General features: G+C 67.2%; 19 protein-coding genes. 3 read left to right on the forward strand and 16 right to left on the reverse strand.

All coding sequences use genetic code 11. The annotated features are described in order from the left end of the window. Positions 1–75: 75 nt before the first annotated feature. Positions 76–984 carry a LysR family transcriptional regulator gene (locus AB5J62_RS40130; protein ID WP_370945253.1) on the reverse strand — a complete coding sequence of 303 codons (909 nt, stop codon included), beginning with the start codon at positions 982–984 and terminating at the stop codon, positions 76–78. 87 nt (positions 985–1071) lie between these two features. On the opposite strand from AB5J62_RS40130, the gene AB5J62_RS40135 reads away from it, so the two are divergent. Beyond that, the gene (locus AB5J62_RS40135) at positions 1072–1995 is read left to right on the forward strand and encodes an EamA family transporter (protein WP_370945254.1); all 924 of its coding nucleotides are present in this window, start codon (positions 1072–1074) and stop codon (positions 1993–1995) included. On the opposite strand, the gene AB5J62_RS40140 is transcribed toward AB5J62_RS40135, so the two are convergent. The 13 genes from AB5J62_RS40140 to AB5J62_RS40200 form a co-directional block, all read right to left on the reverse strand. Next, complete coding sequence (locus AB5J62_RS40140; RefSeq protein WP_370945255.1) at positions 1932–2588, reverse strand: DedA family protein; 657 nt, start codon at positions 2586–2588, stop codon at positions 1932–1934. The genes AB5J62_RS40135 and AB5J62_RS40140 overlap by 64 nt on opposite strands. Positions 2589–2683: 95 nt before the next feature. Next, positions 2684–3811 carry an ABC transporter ATP-binding protein gene (locus AB5J62_RS40145; RefSeq protein WP_370945256.1) on the reverse strand — a complete coding sequence of 376 codons (1128 nt, stop codon included), beginning with the start codon at positions 3809–3811 and terminating at the stop codon, positions 2684–2686. Then, positions 3811–4803, reverse strand: a complete 993-nt coding sequence (locus AB5J62_RS40150; protein ID WP_370945257.1) for an ABC transporter ATP-binding protein — start codon at positions 4801–4803, stop codon at positions 3811–3813. The genes AB5J62_RS40145 and AB5J62_RS40150 overlap by 1 nt, the downstream gene beginning before the upstream one ends. Positions 4804–4809: 6 nt before the next feature. Next, complete coding sequence (locus tag AB5J62_RS40155; protein WP_370945258.1) at positions 4810–5739, reverse strand: ABC transporter permease; 930 nt, start codon at positions 5737–5739, stop codon at positions 4810–4812. After that, positions 5736–6746: an ABC transporter permease gene (locus tag AB5J62_RS40160; RefSeq protein ID WP_370945259.1), complete on the reverse strand. Its 1011-nt coding sequence runs from the start codon at positions 6744–6746 to the stop codon at positions 5736–5738. The genes AB5J62_RS40155 and AB5J62_RS40160 overlap by 4 nt, the downstream gene beginning before the upstream one ends. A gap of 84 nt (positions 6747–6830) precedes the next feature. Then, positions 6831–8513 (reverse strand): ABC transporter substrate-binding protein, encoded by a 1683-nt coding sequence (locus AB5J62_RS40165; protein ID WP_370945260.1) that lies wholly within the window; start codon positions 8511–8513, stop codon positions 6831–6833. Between the two features lie 166 nt (positions 8514–8679). After that, on the reverse strand, positions 8680–9174 hold the full coding sequence (locus AB5J62_RS40170; protein WP_370945261.1) for a uridine kinase: 495 nt from the start codon (positions 9172–9174) through the stop codon (positions 8680–8682). A gap of 62 nt (positions 9175–9236) precedes the next feature. Beyond that, positions 9237–9659, reverse strand: coding sequence for a DUF2304 domain-containing protein (locus AB5J62_RS40175; RefSeq protein WP_370945262.1), 423 nt, complete (start codon positions 9657–9659; stop codon positions 9237–9239). A 9-nt stretch (positions 9660–9668) separates the two neighbouring features. Further along, the gene (locus tag AB5J62_RS40180) at positions 9669–10370 is read right to left on the reverse strand and encodes a glycosyltransferase family 2 protein (RefSeq protein WP_370950469.1); all 702 of its coding nucleotides are present in this window, start codon (positions 10368–10370) and stop codon (positions 9669–9671) included. Positions 10371–10554: 184 nt separating this feature from the next. After that, the gene (locus AB5J62_RS40185; protein ID WP_370945263.1) at positions 10555–11241 is read right to left on the reverse strand and encodes a DUF3800 domain-containing protein; all 687 of its coding nucleotides are present in this window, start codon (positions 11239–11241) and stop codon (positions 10555–10557) included. Positions 11242–11894: 653 nt separating this feature from the next. Then, a complete protein-coding gene (locus AB5J62_RS40190; RefSeq protein WP_370945264.1) occupies positions 11895–13856 on the reverse strand; it encodes a DUF6541 family protein in 1962 nt (653 codons plus the stop codon). Between the two features lie 50 nt (positions 13857–13906). Beyond that, complete coding sequence (locus tag AB5J62_RS40195) at positions 13907–15172, reverse strand: lipopolysaccharide biosynthesis protein (RefSeq protein ID WP_370945265.1); 1266 nt, start codon at positions 15170–15172, stop codon at positions 13907–13909. Beyond that, complete coding sequence (locus AB5J62_RS40200; protein ID WP_370945266.1) at positions 15169–16185, reverse strand: glycosyltransferase family 2 protein; 1017 nt, start codon at positions 16183–16185, stop codon at positions 15169–15171. Before AB5J62_RS40200 ends, AB5J62_RS40195 begins: the two co-directional genes overlap by 4 nt. Positions 16186–16261: 76 nt before the next feature. Between AB5J62_RS40200 and AB5J62_RS40205 the strand changes: the two genes are divergently transcribed. Then, positions 16262–17359: a UDP-N-acetylglucosamine 2-epimerase gene (locus AB5J62_RS40205; protein WP_370945267.1), complete on the forward strand. Its 1098-nt coding sequence runs from the start codon at positions 16262–16264 to the stop codon at positions 17357–17359. A gap of 58 nt (positions 17360–17417) precedes the next feature. On the opposite strand, the gene recR is transcribed toward AB5J62_RS40205, so the two are convergent. Together recR and AB5J62_RS40215 are read right to left on the reverse strand one after the other, a co-directional pair. Continuing rightward, the gene (gene recR, locus AB5J62_RS40210; RefSeq protein WP_091289067.1) at positions 17418–18014 is read right to left on the reverse strand and encodes a recombination mediator RecR; all 597 of its coding nucleotides are present in this window, start codon (positions 18012–18014) and stop codon (positions 17418–17420) included. 4 nt (positions 18015–18018) lie between these two features. After that, positions 18019–18372 carry a YbaB/EbfC family nucleoid-associated protein gene (locus tag AB5J62_RS40215; protein ID WP_370945268.1) on the reverse strand — a complete coding sequence of 118 codons (354 nt, stop codon included), beginning with the start codon at positions 18370–18372 and terminating at the stop codon, positions 18019–18021. A gap of 112 nt (positions 18373–18484) precedes the next feature. On the opposite strand from AB5J62_RS40215, the gene AB5J62_RS40220 reads away from it, so the two are divergent. Continuing rightward, complete coding sequence (locus AB5J62_RS40220; RefSeq protein ID WP_370950470.1) at positions 18485–19285, forward strand: N-acetylmuramoyl-L-alanine amidase; 801 nt, start codon at positions 18485–18487, stop codon at positions 19283–19285. Positions 19286–19295: the final 10 nt, after the last annotated feature.

Raw genomic sequence — 19295 nt, forward strand, 5'->3', positions numbered from 1 at the left:
TATATGGCGTTATTGCAATCCCGCCATCCAGCGGGGGTCGTGAGTGGTACGGCCGGTTCTAACCGGCCAAAACACTCACGAGTCCGTGACCTGGGCGACTTCCGCGAGCAGGGCGTCCAAGACCGCTGCCACCGCAGGCCGCGCCGAAGCGCCCTTGCGGGACACGGCTTCGACGTGACGCGCCGCGCGTACGCCCGCGAGCGGACGCCGTAGCAGGCCGCTGTCCCCGCTGACGTCCATCGTGTACCGGGGCAGCAGCGCGATCCCGTGCCCGGCCGCGACGAGCGCCTCGGTGATGCGGAAGTCGTTGATGCGCTGGACGACCTGGGGCTGGACCCCGGTGCGCACGGTCAGCGACTTCAGCACGTCGTCGACGGGGAAGCCGAAGTTCACGCTGATCCAGCGTTCGCCGGCCAGCTCCGCGAGCTCGACGCGCTCCTTGCACGCCAGCCGGTGGCCTGCGGGCAGTGCGACGTCGAGTGGCTCGCGCAGGAGGTGGACCGAATCGAGGCGGTCGGTGGCGAACGGCTGGGCGTGCTCGTCGCGGTGCGCCACCACGATGTCGTAGTCGGCGACGAGGCTGGGGATCTCCGGCGGGACCATGTCGATGTCGCGGACGTCGATCTCGAGACCCTCGAACTCGGCGATCCGGTGCAGCAAACCGGGCAGCAGCAGCAAACCGGCCGACTGGAAGATCGCGAGGCGGACGCGGCCGCGTGGCGCGCTGCGGTAAGTGTCCAATTCGGACTCCGCGCGGTCGAGCGCGGCGAGCACGTCGTCCGCGCGGGCCACCAGCGCGCGGCCGGCGTCGGTCAGCCGCAGGCCGCGGCCCGCGGGCTCGGTCAGCGGGAGGCCGACTTCGCCCTGCAACGCCCGCAACTGCTGGGAGACCGCGGACGGCGTGCAGTGCAACGCGCGTGCGGCTTCCGTCACACTGCCGCGGTCGGCGAACTCGCGCAGCGTCCTCAACCGGCCGATATCCATGGCATCGATTGTATGTGAAGCACTGCTTCAAGGTTCGTGCAGATATTATCGATGGTCCTTCACAGTTTCACCGGTCAGAGTGAAGGCATGCCCACCCGAGACCGTCTGCTCGCCATGCTCGTCGCCTTCCTGTGGGGCTGCAATTTCCTCGCCATCCACGCCATGCTCGGCCAGTTCCCGCCGCTGTTCGCGGCCGCGCTGCGGTTCCTGGTGATCGCGGTGCCGACGATCCTGTTCGTGCCGTGGCCGAAGGTGAAGATCCGCCACCTGCTCGGCTACGGCCTCGGCTTCGGGACGCTGCAGTTCCTGTTCCTGTTCGTCGGCATGGACATCGGCATGCCGACCGGGCTCGCGTCGCTGGTGCTGCAGGCGTCGGCGCCGTTCACCGTCGTGCTCGGCGCGATCTTCCTGCGGGAGAAGGTCAGCAGGCGGCAGTGGACGGGCATCTCGCTCGCCGTCTTCGGTATGGCGGTGATCGCCTGGCAGCAGTTCGAGCACGCGGCGCTGCTGCCGGTCATCCTCACCCTGCTCGGCGCGCTGAGCTGGGCTTTCGGCAACCTGAGCATGCGCGCGGCCAAGCCGTCGAACGCGCTGCACTTCACGCTCTGGATGTCGGTCGTGCCGCCGCTGCCGATGCTGGCGCTGTCGTTCGGTTTCGAGGACGGCCAGTGGAAGTCGCTGACCACGCTCGGCACGTCGACCGGGGTCGTCAGCCTGCTCGGGCTGGCCTACGTGGTGCTGCTCGGCACCATCGCGGGCTCGGGCATCTGGTCGACGCTGATGACCCGCAACCCGGCAGGCGTGGTCGCGCCGTTCAGCCTGCTGGTGCCGGTGGTCGGCATCTCGATGTCGTTCGTCGTGCTGCACGAACGCCCGGCCCCGCTGGAGATCGCGGCCGGGCTCGTGGTGATCGGCGGGGTGCTGCTGGGCTCGCTGAAGAAACGGGCTCAGCGGTCGGTGGCGGGCGCCGGCTCCTTGGTCTCGGTCTCCGCCTCGTCCTCTTCGACGTGAGTCATGCGCTTCTTCACGATGATCGAGATGACGATGCCCGCGATGACCGCCGCGCCCAGCCCGACGTAGGAGAACCGCGACAGCCACTTCTCCGCGACGATGCCCAGGTAGTAGACCGCCGCCGTGGTGCCACCGGCCCAGACGATGCCGCCGAGCGCGTTGGCCGCGAGGAACTTGCGGTACGGCATGTGCAGCGAGCCCGCGAGCGGACCGGCGAGAATCCGGAGGAAAGCGATGAAACGTCCAAAGAAGACAGCCCAGACGCCGCGCTTCTCGAAGATGCCCTTGGCCTTCTCGATGTGCTTCGGCCCGAAGTGCTTGGGGAACTTCCGCCCGGCCCACGCGAACAGGCGATGACCACCCTTGCGGCCGATCGTGTAGCCGATACTGTCGCCGACGATCGCGCCGACACTGGCGAACACACCCACCCAGAGCGGGCTGATGTGATCCGTCTGCGAGGACAGCAAAGCCGAGCTGACCAGCACGATCTCACCCGGCAAGGGGATGCCGAGACTCTCGATCATGATGACGCCGCCGACGATCAAATAGACCGACAGCGCTGGAATGGTGTTCAGCCACTGGTCGATATGCACGCGCGTGTCCCCTCACGTCTGGTTCAGTCCCCCCGCACACGGTACCGGTGACCGAAGTAAGCGGGCCTCACCCCGGAGGATGAGGCCCGCTAGTGCTAAATGATTTCGGACACCGAAGCGGGACCGCTGAGGTCGACGTCGGGATTGATCGCCACCTCGTCCACCAGCTCGGCCTTGACCTCGTGCCGCTGGATCAGCCCGTCACGGATGTCCTCCGCGAAGTGACACGCGACGCGGTGCCCCGACGCGAGCTCACGCAGCTCGGGCCGGTCGGTCGAGCAGCGCGTCTCCTGCTTCCACGGGCACCGGGTGTGGAACCGGCAGCCGCTCGGCGGGTTCGCGGGCGAGGGCAGGTCGCCTGCGAGCAGGATCTGCTCACGCGCGTCCTCGACCTTGGGGTCCGGCACCGGGATCGCCGAGAGCAGCGCCCGCGTGTACGGGTGCAGCGGCTCTTCGTACAGCGAGTCGGCGGTGGCTTCCTCCACCAGCGACCCGAGGTACATCACGCCGATGCGGTCGGAGATGTGCCGGACGACCGCGAGGTCGTGCGCGATGACCACATAGGTCAGCCCGAGCTTCTCCTGCAGGTCCTCCAGCAGGTTGACCACCTGCGCCTGCACCGACACGTCCAGTGCGGACACCGGCTCGTCGGCGACGATCAGGTCCGGCTCGACCGCCAGTGCCCGCGCGATGCCGATGCGCTGGCGCTGACCGCCCGAGAACTCGTGCGGATACTTCCGCAGGGCGTTCTCCGGCAGGCCGACCGCGGCGAGCAGCTCACGCAGCCGCTCGTGCGTGGACTCCTTGTCCTTGTCGAGCCCGTGCGCGCGCATGCCCTCGGTCAGGATGGACTCGACCGACTGGCGCGGGTCCAAACTGGACAGTGGGTCCTGGAAGATCATCTGCATCCGGCGGCGGCTCTTGCGCAGTTCCTCGCCCTTGAGGCTCGCCACGTCGGTGCCGTCGAAGTCGACGACCCCGCCGGTCGGCTCGACCAGCCGCAGGATCGCCCTGCCGAGCGTGGTCTTGCCACAGCCCGACTCGCCGACCAGGCCATAGGTCTCACCGCGACGGATGGCGAGCGAGACGCCGTCCACCGCGTAGACGTACCCGATGGTCTTGTCGAAGATGATCCCGCGCTTGATCGGGAAGTGCACCTTGAGGTCGTCGACCTGCAGCAGCACGTCGGTTTCGACAGCGCTCTCCACAACGGTGTCGGTCATCAGACTCCCTCCCCGACCTTGAGTTCCGGCACCACCGGGTTGTGGCAGCGCAGCATCCCGTTGCCGTCCGAGGTCAGCTCCGGCGTGACCTTGCGGCAGGCCTCGAGCGCGTTCGGGCAGCGCGGCGCGAACGCGCAGCCGCCATCCCACGGGATGTTGTCGGCGACGGAACCCTTGATGGGCACCAGTTTCTCGCCGCGGCCCGCGTCGAGCCGCGGGATCGAGGCGAGCAGCCCGTGCGTGTACGGGTGGCGCGGCTCGGCGAACAACGCGTGCCGCTCCGCCCGCTCGACGATCCGGCCGCCGTAGAGCACGTTGACCTCGTCGCACAGCCCGGCGACCACGCCGAGGTCGTGCGTGATCATGATCAGCGCGGTGCCGGTGTCCTGCACGAGTTCGCGCAGCAGCGCCAGGATCTGCGCCTGGATCGTCACGTCGAGCGCGGTGGTCGGCTCGTCCGCGATGAGCAGGCGCGGCTTGCACGCCAGCGCGATGGCGATCAGCGCACGCTGGCGCATACCACCGGAAAGCTGGTGCGGGTACTCGGAAAGCCGCCGCGCCGGGTCGGGGATGCCGACCTTGTCCAGCAGCACGATCGCCTCGCCCTTGGCCTGCGCGCGCGACATGGCGCGGTGGCGTTCGAGCACCTCGGTGATCTGCAGCCCGATCGGGATGACCGGGTTCAGCGAGGACTGCGGGTCCTGGAACACCATCGCGATGTCCCGGCCGCGCCGGTCGCCCATTTCCCTGTCGGACAGGGAAAGCAGATCGGTGCCTTCGAACTTCACCGAACCGGTGACCTTGTTGCCGCGCTTGGCCAGCAGGCCCATGATCGCCAGCGAGGTGACCGACTTGCCACAGCCGGACTCACCGACCAGCCCGACCGTCTGGCCGGGGTCGACGTCGAAACTCACGCCGTTCACCGCGGTGAACGGCCGCTCGCCCTTGCGCTGGAACACGACGTTCAGGTCGCGGACCTCAAGCAATGCCACGGGGAATCACCGCCTGTTCTTCGGGTCGAGGGCTTCCCGCATGGACTCGCCGAGCAGGGTGAAGCCGAGTGCCACCACGATGATCGCGGCGGCCGGATAGAAGGCCAGCTCCGGCTTGATCTCCAGGAAGTCCTGGGCCCGGCTCAGCATCGCGCCCCACTCGGCGCGGTCGAGGTTCGGGTCGCCGAGGCCGAGGAAGGACAGCGCGGCCGCGTCGAGGATCGAGGTCGCCAGCGTCAGCGTCGCCTGGACGATCACCGGCGCGAGCGAGTTCGGCAGCATGTGCCGGAACACGATCGTCGACCGCTTCACGCCGAGCGAGGTGGCCGCGAGGATGTACTCGCTGTGCCGCTGCGCCAGCATCGATCCACGCAGCAGCCGCGCGAAGATCGGCACGTTGACGATCGCGACCGACAGGATGACCGTGAACTGGCTGGGGTTCTTCGCCAGCGCCGCGATCGAGATGGCCAGCAGCAGGCCGGGCACCGACAGCAGGATGTCGGTGAACCGCATGAGCGCGGTGTCCACCCAGCCGCCGACCGCGCCGGCGATACCGCCGATGAGCATGCCGAGCGCGAGCCCGATCAGGGTCGCCATGACCCCGACGATCAGCGACTGCTGTGACCCGACCAGCACGCGGCTGAAGAAGTCGCGGCCGTTCTCGTCGCTGCCGAGCAGATATCCCGGCTGGGCGCCGGGGATGGAGCTCGGGCGCAGGTGCTCGGTCAGCACCGGGTCGCGGAAGAAGGGATCCTTCGGCGCGATCCACGGCGCGATGGCGGCGAGCACGATGAACAGCAGCACGATCACCGCGCCGATGATCGCCACCGGGCTGCGGCGCATGCGGCCGATCGCGTCGGCGAGCACACCCTTGCCGCGTGCGCTGTCCGCGAGCTTGTCGATCTTCTCGCGCTTCTGCTTCATGAACGTGGTCATCGCACCCGCACCCTTGGATCGATGATGCCGTACGAGACGTCCACCAGAATGTTGATCACCACGAAGACGACCGCGGCGAGCATGACCAGGCCCAGCAGGATCGGGTAGTCACGCACGTTGATGGACTCGGCCATCTTCGAGCCGATCCCACCCCACACGAACACCTTCTCGGTGAGCACGGCGCCGGCGAGCAACAGGCCGGTCTGCAGGCCGATCGTCGTCGAGACCGGCAGCAGCGCGTTGCGCAGCACGTGCCTGCCGCGGACGGTGCGCGGCGCGAGACCCTTGGCGTTCGCGGTGCGCACGAAGTCCTCGTTGAGCACGTCGAGCACCGAGGCGCGGGTGATCCGGACGATGACCGCGAGCGGGATCGTGCCCAGCGCGATGGCGGGCAGGATCAGGTGGCGGATCGCGTCGACCGACGCGTCCAGCTCACCGGTCAGCAGGCCGTCGAGCACCGCGAAACCGGTCACGTGGGTCGCGTTGATCAGCGTGTCCTGCCGCCCTGACGGCGGCAGGATGTGCAGGAACGGGCCCGACGCGAAGAAGTACTTCAGCATGATCCCGAGGAAGAACACGGGAACCGCGACACCGAGCAGCGTGCCGACGATCGTGGTGTTGTCGAGCAGGCGGCCGCGGAACTTCGCCGCGAGGTAGCCGAGCGGGATGCCGAGCACGACGGCGAACAGCAGCGCGGCGATCGAAAGTTCGATCGTCGCCGGGAAGGCCCGGCCGATCTCGTCCAGCACGGGGTCGCCGCTCTTCGACGAAACGCCGAAGTCACCGGTCACCACCCGGCCGAGGAACTTGATGTACTGCTCGTAGATGGGCCGGTCCAGGCCCATGAGGCGCTCGAGGTTGGCGAGCTTCTCAGGGGTCGCCTTGTCGCCGAGCATCGCGCCTGCCGGACCACCGGGAAGCGAGCGGAGCCAGGCGAAAACGAGGATGGACAAGATGAAGAGCGTCGGTATCGCTTGTAGCAACCGACGCGCGATGAATCGGAGCATGGAATTCCTTAATGACTTAGCCCTGGATGGCGGGCAGGGGGCAGGCGTCGGAACGCCTGCCCCCTGTCGGCTATGTGCTCAGGGTTATCCCTTGCTCACGGTGTTGAAGTGCTCGTTGTTGAGCGGGCTGGCCACCATGCCCTTGATGTTCGCCGCGGTGACGTACGCGGGCGGCGAGCTCAGGATCGGGACGGCGGGCAGGTACTTCGACATGATGTCGCGGTTGGCCTGCTCGTAGGCGGCGGCGTGCGCGGCCGGGTCGACCGTGCCGTCGGCCTTGGACAGCTGGGCGAACAGCTCCGGGTTGTCGAAACCGAACTCCGGCTTCGCGCGGCCGAAGAAGGTGCCGAGGAAGTTACCGGCGTCGGCGTAGTCCGCGTTCCAGCCGATGATGTGCAGGTCGTGCTTGCCGAGCTTCTGCACGTCGTCCTTGTAGCCACCGTTCCACGGGCGCGGAACCAGGTTGACCGTGATGCCGGCCTGCTTGAGGTTGTCGGCCAGCGCCGACGCGATCTCCTGCGGGTTCGGCATGTACGGGCGGGTGACCTCGGTCGGCCAGTAGAAGTTCAGCGTCAGGTTGGACTGACCGGCCTCGGCGAGCAGCTGCTTCGCCTTGTTGACGTCGTGCGGGTACTCCTGGACGTCCTTGGCGTAACCGGCCAGCGTGTCCGGCTGGAACTCCTTCGCGACCGTGGCGCCTTCCGGCATCTTGGTCTTGACGAGCGCCTCGCGGTCCAACGCGTACGCGAGCGCCTGGCGGACCTTGAGGTCCTTCAGCGCCGGGTTGTTCTTCTGGTTGATGCCCAGGTAGAGCAGGTTGAACGGCGGGCGCGGCGACAGCGTGAAGCCGTCGTTCTTCAGCGCCTGGTAGTCCTGCGGCGAGACGAGGTCGTAGCCGTCGATCGTCTTGGCGCGCAGCTCCTGCTTACGGGCGTTCTCGTCCGAGATGGTCTTGAAGACGATCTTGTCGAGCTTCGCCTTCTCGCCCCAGTAGTCGTCGTTGCGGACCAGGGTGACGGTCTTCGCGGTCTTGTCGTACGACTCGAACTTGAACGCGCCGGTACCGGTCGGGTGCTCGTTCGCGTAGCTGCTGTACGAGAAGGCTTCACCGCTCTGGGTGACCTTGTCGGCGTCGTACTTCTTCAGCGCTTCCGGGCTGGACATGCCGAAGGAGCCGAGGCCGAAGGCCGCCGGGAAGGCGCCCTTGTACTTGTTGAGGTTCAGGACGGCGGTGTTCTCGTCCTTGGCCTCGCAGCTCTTGTAGACTGGCTCGCCGCTGGCGTCGCCCTCGTTCTTCTTGAAGCCCTCGAAGACGTCGCCGTAGTAGATCATCTGGCTCTGCGCGGCGGCGCCTGCCATGTTGAACCAGCGGTCGAAGTTGAAGCAGACCGCCGCGGCGTTGAACGGGGTGCCGTCGTGGAACTTGACGCCCTTGCGCAGGTCGAAGGTCCAGGTCTTGCCGTCGGGGCTCGGGGTCCACTTCTCGGCGAGGCCGGGGGTGAGCTCCGAGGTGCCTTCCTTGAACGCGACCAGGGTGTCGTACATCTGCCTGGTGATCCGGTCGGTCTCGCCCTCGTCGTTGAAGAGCGGGTCGAACAGCTTCGGCACGCTGGCCGTGCCGAAGACCAGCGTGCCGCCGGTCTTGCCGCCACCACCGGCGGCATCGTCACGCTTCGACTCGGCGCAAGCGGACATGGAGAGCGCGAGCGCTCCGGCAAGCCCGATCAGGGCTATCCGGCGCACTCGGGCCACCCGCATTTGCAGCATCTGGCACCCCTTGGGACAGGTTGGATTATTTCACCGTCCGGTCGGTCAGGAACGGACGGGATTTCGGTGTGTGCGGTGACACTAGCCGGAAGTCGCCCAGCACTTAAGCACGTGAGGTTACGATCGCGCTACGTGGAGGCCGAAATGACCGCAAAGTGTCGGTAAATCATGACGCAACGTGATATTTGTCCGCCGTTTGTCTTCCTTGGCCCGCGGTGAACCAACCACGTTCGAATGCCTGCCACTCGGTGAGTGATCGTCTGCTCGCCTCCCCGTCCCTGGCGACCGCACGGTCCAGCCTGGCCGTGGGATCCGCGAGTTCGACCCAGCACACGCAAGACAATCTTGGCCTGACCGAAAGCCGTGCTGCGGAAACGCCTTCCAGCAGCAGAATGGCGGGCACCGGAAGTGTCTTCTCCGCGCCGGGCGCGGGCACGCCGGATGACCAGTCCATCGGGCGATAACGGCCTTCACGGCCTTGCGAGAGCGGGTTCAGCACGCCTTCGACAAGGCGGGGCCACCAGGAGACCGGATCATCCCAAGTGGCGAATTCATCGGTGCGCACGAGCGCGACCGAGTGATTCAGCGCACGTATTTCACCGGCGACCGCATCAGCGAAAGTCGATTTACCCGAGCCGGACGGCCCGTCGATCGCGAGCATCCGCACGGCGCCGAGCCTCGGTGGCGCGGCGAGAACGGCCTCGGCGAGGTCCCGGGCCGTGCTCAGCGGACCCTGCTCACCTCGGGCAGGCCGTTCACGTTGTCCGGGGCCTTTTCGAAAGCCGCGATACGGGCTTCCAGCGCCTTGCGGGTGTCTTCGAGCTCGCAGCGCAGCAGCGCGATCTCCTCGATGGACGTCCGCACCTCTTCTTCCAGGTGCCCGACCTCGACCGAAAGGTGCAGCGAGACCAACGCCAGCACGACCCCGGACAGCAGGAAGACGAAGTTCGACGGCGTCTGCACGCCGGTCAGCTTCGCGAGGAATTCGGCGGCCTGCGGAATGACCGCGAGCACCACCACGCCGACGGCGACCACGAGCCACACGCCCGCGTACTTCTCCCGCAGCTTCCGGCGGCGCATCATCTCGATGACGCACGCCAGCACGAAGACAGCGACGATGATGCTGAGGATCTGCCAGCCGTTCATGGGTTTCTCCTACGCCGAATCCGACGAGTCGGTCGCCGGCCTGCGGCGAATGAGCGCCAGCAGCAGCGCGAGCCCGGCCCGGCCGAGGTAAACGGCCGACTTCACGGGCGAATGACTGGGGGTGCCCGCGACACGTTCACCCATGACGACCGGAACTTCCGCGATCTGGAGCTTCCCCCGGATCGCCATCACCAGCGATTCGACGGTGTCACCCAGGTATTCGGCCGGGTAGTACTCGGCGAACATCCTGATCGCCCTCGGCCCCATCGCCTTGAACCCGGAGGTCACATCGGTGAGCTTGGTCTTCGCCAGCCGCGAGAACACGAACGAAAGCACGACCATGGCGTACTTACGCGGACCGCTTGCCTTGTACGAGCCCTTCCCGGCGAACCGGGAACCGATCACGATATCGGCCTTCTCCAGACCGGCGAGCAGCGCTTTCAGCTCTTCGGGATCATGCTGCCCATCGGCATCCACCTGCACGACGACGTCATAACCGCGCGCGACCGCGTACCGGAACCCGGTCCGCAGCGCACCACCGACACCGAGATTCACCGAAAGCCGGGCGACCCGCGCCCCCGCTTCCCTGGCGAGCTGCGCGGTCTGGTCGACGGAACCGTCGTCGACGACGAGAATATCGATCCCCGGCATCGACGCGTTCACCTGCGCGATGACGTCGGCGACGCTGCCCGACTCGTTGAGAGCGGGCATCACGATGAGCACACGCTGGGTGGCGACAGCCGTCGATTGCACGCAATAACTCTAACGGCTCACTGAGCGTGCGCCCCGCCGGACTCCTTCTCCAGCTTGACCAAGTTGCCTAGGCCTGTGCTATGATCGCTCTCGCGGACCTGCCCCACGTGTTGGACAAGCAGGTCTAGCTTTATTTTCGGGGTCATAATTCGACCGGCCCGCCGTTGACATCGCGATCCCCCAGGTACTTCTCGTACCAGTGCCACGCGAACTCCTTGCCACCGTGCCGAAGCAGTGACTGATAAGCCGTCCATGCCGCGAAGTCGGCAGCCTGCACGAAAGCCGAACGATGCGCGGGCACGAAGAGTGGATCCTCGATCACCTGGCGCGACTGCATCGAAAGCCTGCGATGAGCACCGTAATAGCCGGTCGCGGTTCCATCACCGTCCATCAGGATGATCGCGAGACCACCGGCCATCCGCATTCGCTTATCGAGGCACTCGACCAATTCGGCGTAAACGACGTCCCGCTCGACCGCGTACGCCCGGCGCCTGGCGAGCGTGCGACGAAAAACCGTCCCGACTTGAAGGCCGGGCGCGCGCCCCAACGCGGAGAGCGCATCCTCTGCTGCCGCATGTCTGGCCGCCTTCGACAAGTTGACCCCAGGGTTCTGCGACGGATTACCGCGACCTGAGATGAATTGCGTGGCGTGCAGCTCCGCGGATACCGGAATCTGATACTTCGCATGCAAGTGCGCGCGCAAGTCCGCCAACGCCAGCGCGCCCGCCCGCCACTGCGTGGTGTCGCACTCAACCCAGCTGTACACCACGTAGCCAGTGCTCTCAGCTCCGGAGTCGTCCACATAGAACAAGCGCGTCGAATTGATCACTCACGGAATTATGCGCACCCGAATTCACTCCGCGAATTCGACCCCATGTTCGATAAGTGACCTATTTAATTGTCATCTGCCAGCAACAAAGGAGCCCGAGAATTATGAAACTCATCAAGCTCGCGCTAAGGTTTTCTCGCGGACCCGTCCCACACTTGTGGGATCAGCGGGTCTAGCATCTTTCGGAGCGTTGCCAACGCCTAGTTCACAACCTTGTGCGTTGTGAACGCCCCTTTCACAACGTCCGCAGCCCCAGCCAGACGGGGGTCGTGAGCGTTCCCGACGGTTATTGAGCGGAAACGCAAAGGTGGCGCGTTGGCCGCGGTCGCGGGCTTGCCGGGCAGCAGGTCAGGGGGGCGAGGGATGTGTGAGTGGTGACTCTGCTGCATCTAGCGGAGCAGAGTTACCACTCGCGGATAGCCGTGGGCCGTGGTGTGCGGGATAAAGCCGCTTTACTCCGCAGGGGGTCGTGAGTGTTGCAGGTGCGAGGGCTGAAGCGAGGGGACCCCTCAGTGCGTATGTCGCACCCAGGGGTCCCCTCGCACCCCCGGGTCGACCGGCGTCTTCGTGACCATACGAACGGACGTGTCCGAACACCAACACACCACATTCGCCCTTCCCCTCAATAGAACCGTCGGGAACGCTCACGAGCGTTAGTTGCCGGAGGCGGAGGAGCCGGGCGAAGCGCCCGAGGTGACCACGTTCTCCTGGCCTTCGATTTCGTAGACCGTGGCGTCGTCGTTCTGGTAGACGACCTTGAACGCCTCGTTCTGGTCGAGGTTCTGCAGGCCGGTCGCGGCGCGGGACTCCGGGGTCACGAGGCCCTTGCCCTTGATCACGTAGCGGACCTTGAGGTCGGTCAGCGCCGGGCGGATGCGCGGGTCGTGGTCGAGGTCGTTGAGGCGGATCGTGAGCAGGCCGGACTTGGTGTTGGCCTCGGTGCCGTAGAACGTCCACTCGACCGGCCAGACGGCGTAGAGCGCGTACATCCAGACCGAGCCGTCGGACCGGTCGTTCATCACGCGCTCGCCGGGCTTGACGTGCTCGGAAAGCCACTTGTACGCGGCTTCCTCGCCGTGGCTGACCGTCGGGCCGTCGCCGTAGTTCATGCCGAGGCGCTGGCTGTTGCGGCCGATGTAGCCGCCCTTGCTCAGGCCGGCGAGCAGCAGGCCGAGCACGGCCGCGGCGGCGAGGGTGACCATCGCGGGCTTCAGCGACGGGCGCCAGCCGACGAGCTTGCCCGAGATCTTTTCGGCGCCCGCGTTGATGGCCTCGCCGAACGCGATGGAACCGGCGAGCGGCACGAGGGCGGCGAGGCGCCAGTGGTCGTTGTAGAAGATGCCGGTCAGCGTGTGGATGAGCGGGGTCTCCAGCGAGACCGTTGCCGCAAAGAGGCCGCCGAACACCACGTACGAGGCGACCATCCACAGATTGCGGCGGCGCTTGACCATCACGAAGATGCCGATCAGCGCCGGAATCCCGATCCACCACAGCGGGAAGTCGGCCATCGGCGAGAACAGGATCGTCTCGCCGATCGCGCCGGAAACCGTCGCTTCGGAAGACCAGAACGCACTTGTCACGCCTGCCGCGTTGTACAGCGCGGGGAGCACGAGCGGGAATGCGAAAACAACCCCGAGCGCGACGGTCGCGATCAATGAAGCGCGGGAAACGCGCCAATTGATGGGCTCGAAACGGAAAATCACGGCGACGAGAATGATCAGCAGATAAACCGTCGCGACGAACGCGAGGCTCGTGTGCAGCCCGGCGAGACCGGCCAGCGCGAGTGAGATGCCGACCGGGCCTGCGAGTCCGCGCGGCACGATCAGGTGGCGGGTGATCGCCAGCAGCGCCGGGAGCATCGCGACGCCGGCGACGTACGGCCACAGCGGGCCGCGCCACAGCGAGTCGTACGGGAAGGCGGTGAACCAGGTCGTCACGGCCGCGGCGGCGCCGACGGCGATCGCGGGCATCCGCCACGCGGTGCCCAGCGCGGCGACACCCAGCGGCACGGCGAGGATCACCGCGAGCACCGCGAGGTTCAGCGTCTGCGGCATGCCGAGCCCGGCCTTGCCGAAGACCAGCGCGAGCAGCGCGTGGTAGGTGTCGGGGTAGAAGTAGTCGGTCTGGTTCGGCAGGTTGGCGATCGTGCCGACCGTCGACGGGCGCGCGTCGCCGTGCTCGGCGATCCAGCGCACCAGGTTGCCGTGATACGGCGCGTCCCAGCCCTGCTGCACCCGGTCGAGCGAGTGCGAGCCGCGGACGAACGTCGCCAGCCCGACGCCGAGGCCGATGACCACGCCGGCGCCGATGATCAGGTGGTCACGCAGGGTGCGCGGCAGGTTCTCCGGCGCGCCCTCGATCTCCTTGGGCTTCGTGAAGCGCTTGAAAAGCAGCGAAGCGCCGAAGCCGACGATCGCGAGCAGCAGCGCCCACAGCGCGACGTTGAGCAGGTTCCAGGTGATCCCGAGCTTGCCCAGGATCGGGACACCGACCGCGACGACCCCGAACGTCAGCGCGGGCCCGCTCGCCGCCAGCGTCCAGCCGCGCAGGCCGACAGCGGCACCGACGGCGAGACCGGGCAGCCAGAATGCGAGCAAAACGAGAAGAACGTTCATCGAATTCGCAGTCCAAACTCAAAACCGGCAATTATGGATTAAGCCCCTCGTCACCCTACCGGGGCAGGTTTGCGCACTACGAAGGCGGTGACGACGGCCAGTCCGAGCGTCGGGCCGACGATCAATCCGACCACCGCGCGCAGGATCGTGTCACCGGGCATCAGCACCAGGGTCAGCGCGGCGCTGACCGCCGTGACCGCCCAGACGATGACCAGCTTGTCGGCCTTGGCCTGCGCGACGAGCACCGCGGCCATCAGCTGCATGATGGTGAGCATCACCGAGGACCAGACCAGCCCGGCGACCCACCAGCCCTGCGCGGCGAACTTCGCGCTGAACAGCAGGCTGACCGCCCACGGTCCGATGAACAGGCTGATCACCGCGCCGATCGCGGCCACGACCAGCGAGCCGATCGCACCCAGCACCAGCAGCTTGCGGAGCTTGCCATGGCCTTCTTCGCTGGCGCTGAGCCGCACGACGGTGGGCACGGCGAGCGCCTGGAGCGGGGACAGCAGCAGCAGCGGCACCCTGGCGACCATCAGCGCGGCGAAGAAGGCGCCGAGCTGCTCGGCGTCGGACTTCGGCGCGAGCAGCTTGACCAGCGCCGGGTAGCCGGTGACCAGGCTGGCGGTCAGGCCGGCGGCGAGCAGGAGCAGCAAGGTCCGCTTGACGACGACCGGCCACGGCTCGCCCTCGAGGTGAGGATCGACCAGCTTGGCGGTCGGCCGCGCGTAGAGCAGCCAGGCGAACGAACCGGCCGCGGCGGCGAGGGCGAGCGGCAGGATCTGGGTGCCGACGCCGATGGCCACCACGATGCCGAGCACCAGCACCCTGGCGCCCGCCTCGCCGAGAATCAGGCCGGAGAACCGGCGGACCTCGTTGTGCCCGATCAGCAACCCGCGAGTGGCGAACTGGAAGGCGAACGCGACCCCGCCGACCAGCACGATCACCGCGAGCCAGAACTGGCCGCCGTAGAGCTGGGTGGTGGCCTGCGGGATGAACGTCAGCAGGCTGAGCACGGCGATCACCACGGCGGCCACCACGAAGGTGCGGACCGCCGACCTGCCGACCCGGTGACCGGCCGCCGAAGCGAGCGCCGACTGCCGGGAGAGCTCCTGCTCCAACGGGGACAGCGCGGCGCCGAAGCCCATCAGCACCGCCCAGAAAGAGGCGAAGACGTCGTAACGGACGGGGCCGAGCAGCCTGCCGCAGACAAAGGTCAGCACGTAGCCGAGGCCGATGGCGATCAGCAGTGAGATGCCGATCTTCCCGGCGGATTTGCCGGTGTCCTTGGCCAGGTCGTCCGACACGGCACTCATCGCTTGAGCCGGGCTCGCAGCGCGAGGATCAGGCCGCGGACCACGCCCGCGCCGAATCCGGCGGCGAACAGCGGGGTCAGCTTCGCGACCGCGGCGCCCTCGGCCTTCGTCGCGCCGAACCGGGTCACCGCGACGCCTGCCGCCGTCGATCCGAGGCTCGCCAGTGTCATCGCGGTCTTGGGGCGCTTGGCGGCGATGCCGAGGCCGACCACGCCGACGGCGAGCGCGGCGAAGAGGCCGTTGCGGGCCGGGCCGGGGGTCGCGATGTAGGAGTCGACGAAGGTGGTGCCGCGGAAGTACGACTGCTTCACGAACTTCTCGAGCGACTCGCGGCCGTGATAGGTCGCGGAGAACTCCGGCGCCAGGAAGATCCGGGTGCGCTCGGCGATCCAGCGGAGCACGCCGGTGTCGTCACTGGCGAGGCGGACGTCTTCATAAAGCGATTCGAATGCGTTGGACGCGTCTTCGAGCATCTGGCGCGGCGCGGAAAAGAATCCGGTTCCCTTGGGGAAGACGTCGAATTCTTCGATGTCGAACGACATCAGGCGCGGATTCGCGCAGTAACGGCGCCACGGGATCTTCACCAGACCGGCCATGAAGCCTGCGTACGGGTTGTCCTCGGAGTCGACGTTGATGTGGCCGTTCCACACCGTGCGGTCCGCGTGCTCGACGAGCTGCGCGCGCAGGAACTCCAGCGAGGTCAGGTCCACGATGACGCGGCTGTCGAGCAGCAGGACCTGATGGCCACCGGCCTTCGCCAGGCCGGCCCTGCGTGCCTCGAAACGGCCGCGGTTGGGCTGGCTGATCACGGTGATGCCGTGCCGGTCCGCGAGCTCCACGAGGCGCTGTCCGGTGCCGTCGGTGCTGCCGTCGTCGACGACGATGACCTCGGCGGGCCAGTTCGCGTGCGCGGCCGACGCGACCAGGGCGTCGACGCAGCGTGTGATCCAGTTCTCCTCGTTGAAGACCGGGATCACGACGCTAAGACTGGGTTCGAGCGTATTCGCACTCATCAGGGCCGAGGCTACCGTGCTCTCCCACCTGGGTATCCTTCACCCACCGCAGACTCCGAGCAGAAAAGAACGCCTCGTGATTTCCTTCATTCTCGGCACCACGGCGGAATTGATCAAAATCGCGCCGGTCTACCACGGGATCCTCGAACGCGGCATGCGCCCGAAGATCTGGTTCACGGCGCAGCACGTGGACGAGGTCTCGGACGTGCTGGCCGACCTGAACATGCCGGAACCGGACGTCTGGCTGGTCCCGCGCGAGCAGGCACACAACCTCGAGTCGCCCAAGCAGGTTCCCGGCTGGGCCGCGCAGGTGCTCCGCACCGCGTGGAGCCGCCGCGAGGAGCTGCGCGCGGCGCTGACCGAGGACGGCCGCCCGCCGCTCGTGCTGGTGCACGGCGACACGTTCACCACGCCGTACGGCTCGCTGATCGGCAAGCGCATCCTCAAGTCCCGCGTCGGGCACGTCGAGGCGGGCGCCCGGTCGGGCAGCATCCTCTCGCCGCTGCCGGAGGAGCTGAACCGCAAGATCGCGGCCAAGATCGTCGACATGCACTTCGCGCCGAGCGCGCGTGAGGTCAACAACCTGCGCAACGCGCGCGGCGTGGTGGTCGACACCGAGGCCAACACCGCGATCGACGCGATGCGCCTGGCGATCAACCAACCGTTCGAGGGCGAGGGCCTGCCGGAGAAGTTCGGCCTGGCCACGCTGCACCGTTTCGAGCTGGTCTCGCGTCCTGACAAGTACAAGGAAGCGCTGGAGATCCTGCGCGAGCAGAGCCGCGAGATGCCGATCGTCTACATGGCGGGCGCCCCGGAGCGCGAGAAGATCCGCTCGCTGGGTCTCGGCAACATCTTCGACGACAAGTTCATCGCCAGGCCGAAGCTGCGCTACCTCAAGTTCCTGCCGCTGGTCGCGCGCGCCGAGTACGTCGTCACCGACTCCGGTGGCCTCTCGGCGGAGTGCTACTACCTCGGCCTGCCGTGCGCGGTGCACCGTGAGCGCACCGAGACCCCGCAGCACCTCGGCGAGACCGTGGTGCTGACGGAGATGCGCGGCGACAAGCTGCAGCACTTCCTCGACACCTACCAGAACCGGCGCGGCGAGTCGTGGATGGACAAGTTCCACCCGAGCGAGATCATCGTGAACTCGCTGGCGTCCATGGGCTACTGCTGAGTTTTTGACGCGATAAAGCGGGCTTTACTCCGGGGAGTAAAGCCCGCTTTATCGCGTTTCAGAGGACCCGGCGGCCCGAAAGCGCGCGGCCGAGTGTCAGCTCGTCGGCGAACTCCAGGTCCCCGCCCATGGGCAGGCCCGAAGCGAGCCGGGTGACGCTCAGGCCGGGGAAGTCACGCAGCATGCGCACGAGGTACGTGGCCGTTGCCTCGCCCTCGGTGTTCGGGTCGGTCGCGATGATCACCTCGGTGACATCGGCGGCGCCGATGCGCTGCAGCAGCTCACGCATCCGCAGCTGCTCGGGGCCGATGCCGGACAACGGGTCCAGCGCGCCGCCGAGCACGTGGTAGCGGCCGCGGAACTCGCGGGTGCGCTCGACCGCGAGCACGTCCTTCGGCTCCTCGACCACGCAGATGACCGTGAGGTCGCGCCGGGTGTCCCGGCAGATGCGGCAGGTCTCCTGCTCGGAGACGTTGCCGCAGATCTCGCAGAACTGCACGCCCTCTTTGACCTTGCCGAGCACCTCCTGGAGCCTGCCGATGTCGGCGGGATCCGCGGAGAGCAGGTGGAAGGCGATGCGCTGCGCGCTCTTCGGACCGATGCCCGGCAGCCTGCCGAGCTCGTCGATCAGGTCCTGGACCACACCCTCGTACAAGGTGTCAGCCCAGGCCCAGCGCGCCGAGGTCCGGCATGCCGCCGCCACCGAGTCCGCCTGCCAGCGGGCCTAGCTTCTGCTCGGTGAGCTTGCGCGCGCTGCCGCTGGCGTCACGGACGGCCGCGACGACGAGGTCGGTCAGCGTCTCGATGTCCTCGGGGTCGACGACCTTGGGGTCGATCGTGAGGGCCTTGAGGTCGCCGTCGCCGGTGACCGTCGCCGTGACGAGGCCGCCGCCCGCCGTGCCGGTCACCTCGGTGTTGGCCAGCTCCTCCTGGGCTTCGACCAGCTTCTGCTGCATCTGCTGGGCCTGCTGGAGGATCTGGCCCATATCGAAGCCACCACCTGGTTGCACCATGATCCGACTGTTCCTCTCGTGGAAAGCACGTGTCTTCCAGCCTAGCTGTCTGTGATGTGGCACCGTGGGCGCCGTGCGACGGCGTGTGGTGTTTCCTCTCTTGGCCGGTTCGATGCTGCTCATGGCTTGCCAGCCGGATCCGCCGTCACCGATCCAGCCGATCCCGCCTGCGCCACCTGAAACTTCGGTTTCGTCGTCGGCACCGGTTTCGTCTGCTCCGGTGACGCCATCGAGCAGCAGCGGTTCGCCGTCATCGCCGCCTGTTTCCGGCAAGGTGATCGTGCTCGACCCCGGGCACAACGGCGGCAACGGCTCACACGCCGCGGAGATCAACAAGCAGGTGCCCGCCGGGCGCGGGCAGACGAAACCGTGCAACACCACGGGAACGTCGACCAACGCCGGCTACCCGGAGCACGCGTTCACCTTCGACGTGGCCAAGCGCGTTTCGGCGGCGTTGACGGCCAAGGGGATCAAGGTCGTCATGACGCGCCAGGACGACTCCGGCGTCGGCCCGTGCGTCGACAAGCGGGCCGCGACAGGCAACTCGGCCAACGCCGACGCGGTCATCTCCATCCACGCCGACGGCTCGAATTCCGCTGGGGCACATGGCTTTCACGTCGCCTACTCGTCGCCGCCGCTCAACGCCCAGCAAGGCGAACCGTCGACACGTCTCGCCCGCGCGCTGCGCGACGGCATCCGCGACGCGGGCATCCCGACGTCGACCTACCTCGGCCAAGCCGGACTCGCCCCGCGCGCGGACCTCGCCGGGCTGAACCTCTCGACCCGCCCCGCCGCGCTGATCGAGTGCGGCAACATGCGCAACGCCGACGAAGCCGCCGCCATGGCGAGCCCTGAGGGTCGCCAGCGCTATGCCTCGGCCATCGCTGCGGCGATCGAGTCCTACCTGGCCTGATCTGGCTAAA

This window comes from Amycolatopsis sp. cg5 (assembly GCF_041346955.1).
GTDB lineage: Bacteria > Actinomycetota > Actinomycetes > Mycobacteriales > Pseudonocardiaceae > Amycolatopsis.

What these genes read in the sequence shown, in the direction of transcription:
- AB5J62_RS40190 (WP_370945264.1), bottom strand. Translation starts at nt 13,856, where the DNA reads ATGAACGTTCTTCTCGTTTTGCTCGCATTCTGGCTGCCCGGTCTCGCC.
- AB5J62_RS40215 (WP_370945268.1), bottom strand. Translation starts at nt 18,372, where the DNA reads ATGGTGCAACCAGGTGGTGGCTTCGATATGGGCCAGATCCTCCAGCAG.
- AB5J62_RS40195 (WP_370945265.1), bottom strand. Translation starts at nt 15,172, where the DNA reads ATGAGTGCCGTGTCGGACGACCTGGCCAAGGACACCGGCAAATCCGCC.
- AB5J62_RS40145 (WP_370945256.1), bottom strand. Translation starts at nt 3,811, where the DNA reads ATGACCGACACCGTTGTGGAGAGCGCTGTCGAAACCGACGTGCTGCTG.
- AB5J62_RS40200 (WP_370945266.1), bottom strand. Translation starts at nt 16,185, where the DNA reads ATGAGTGCGAATACGCTCGAACCCAGTCTTAGCGTCGTGATCCCGGTC.
- AB5J62_RS40170 (WP_370945261.1), bottom strand. Translation starts at nt 9,174, where the DNA reads ATGCTCGCGATCGACGGGCCGTCCGGCTCGGGTAAATCGACTTTCGCT.
- AB5J62_RS40180 (WP_370950469.1), bottom strand. Translation starts at nt 10,370, where the DNA reads ATGCCCGCTCTCAACGAGTCGGGCAGCGTCGCCGACGTCATCGCGCAG.
- AB5J62_RS40220 (WP_370950470.1), top strand. Translation starts at nt 18,485, where the DNA reads ATGCTGCTCATGGCTTGCCAGCCGGATCCGCCGTCACCGATCCAGCCG.
- AB5J62_RS40165 (WP_370945260.1), bottom strand. Translation starts at nt 8,513, where the DNA reads ATGCTGCAAATGCGGGTGGCCCGAGTGCGCCGGATAGCCCTGATCGGG.
- AB5J62_RS40130 (WP_370945253.1), bottom strand. Translation starts at nt 984, where the DNA reads ATGGATATCGGCCGGTTGAGGACGCTGCGCGAGTTCGCCGACCGCGGC.
- AB5J62_RS40135 (WP_370945254.1), top strand. Translation starts at nt 1,072, where the DNA reads ATGCCCACCCGAGACCGTCTGCTCGCCATGCTCGTCGCCTTCCTGTGG.
- AB5J62_RS40160 (WP_370945259.1), bottom strand. Translation starts at nt 6,746, where the DNA reads ATGCTCCGATTCATCGCGCGTCGGTTGCTACAAGCGATACCGACGCTC.
- AB5J62_RS40175 (WP_370945262.1), bottom strand. Translation starts at nt 9,659, where the DNA reads ATGAACGGCTGGCAGATCCTCAGCATCATCGTCGCTGTCTTCGTGCTG.
- AB5J62_RS40155 (WP_370945258.1), bottom strand. Translation starts at nt 5,739, where the DNA reads ATGACCACGTTCATGAAGCAGAAGCGCGAGAAGATCGACAAGCTCGCG.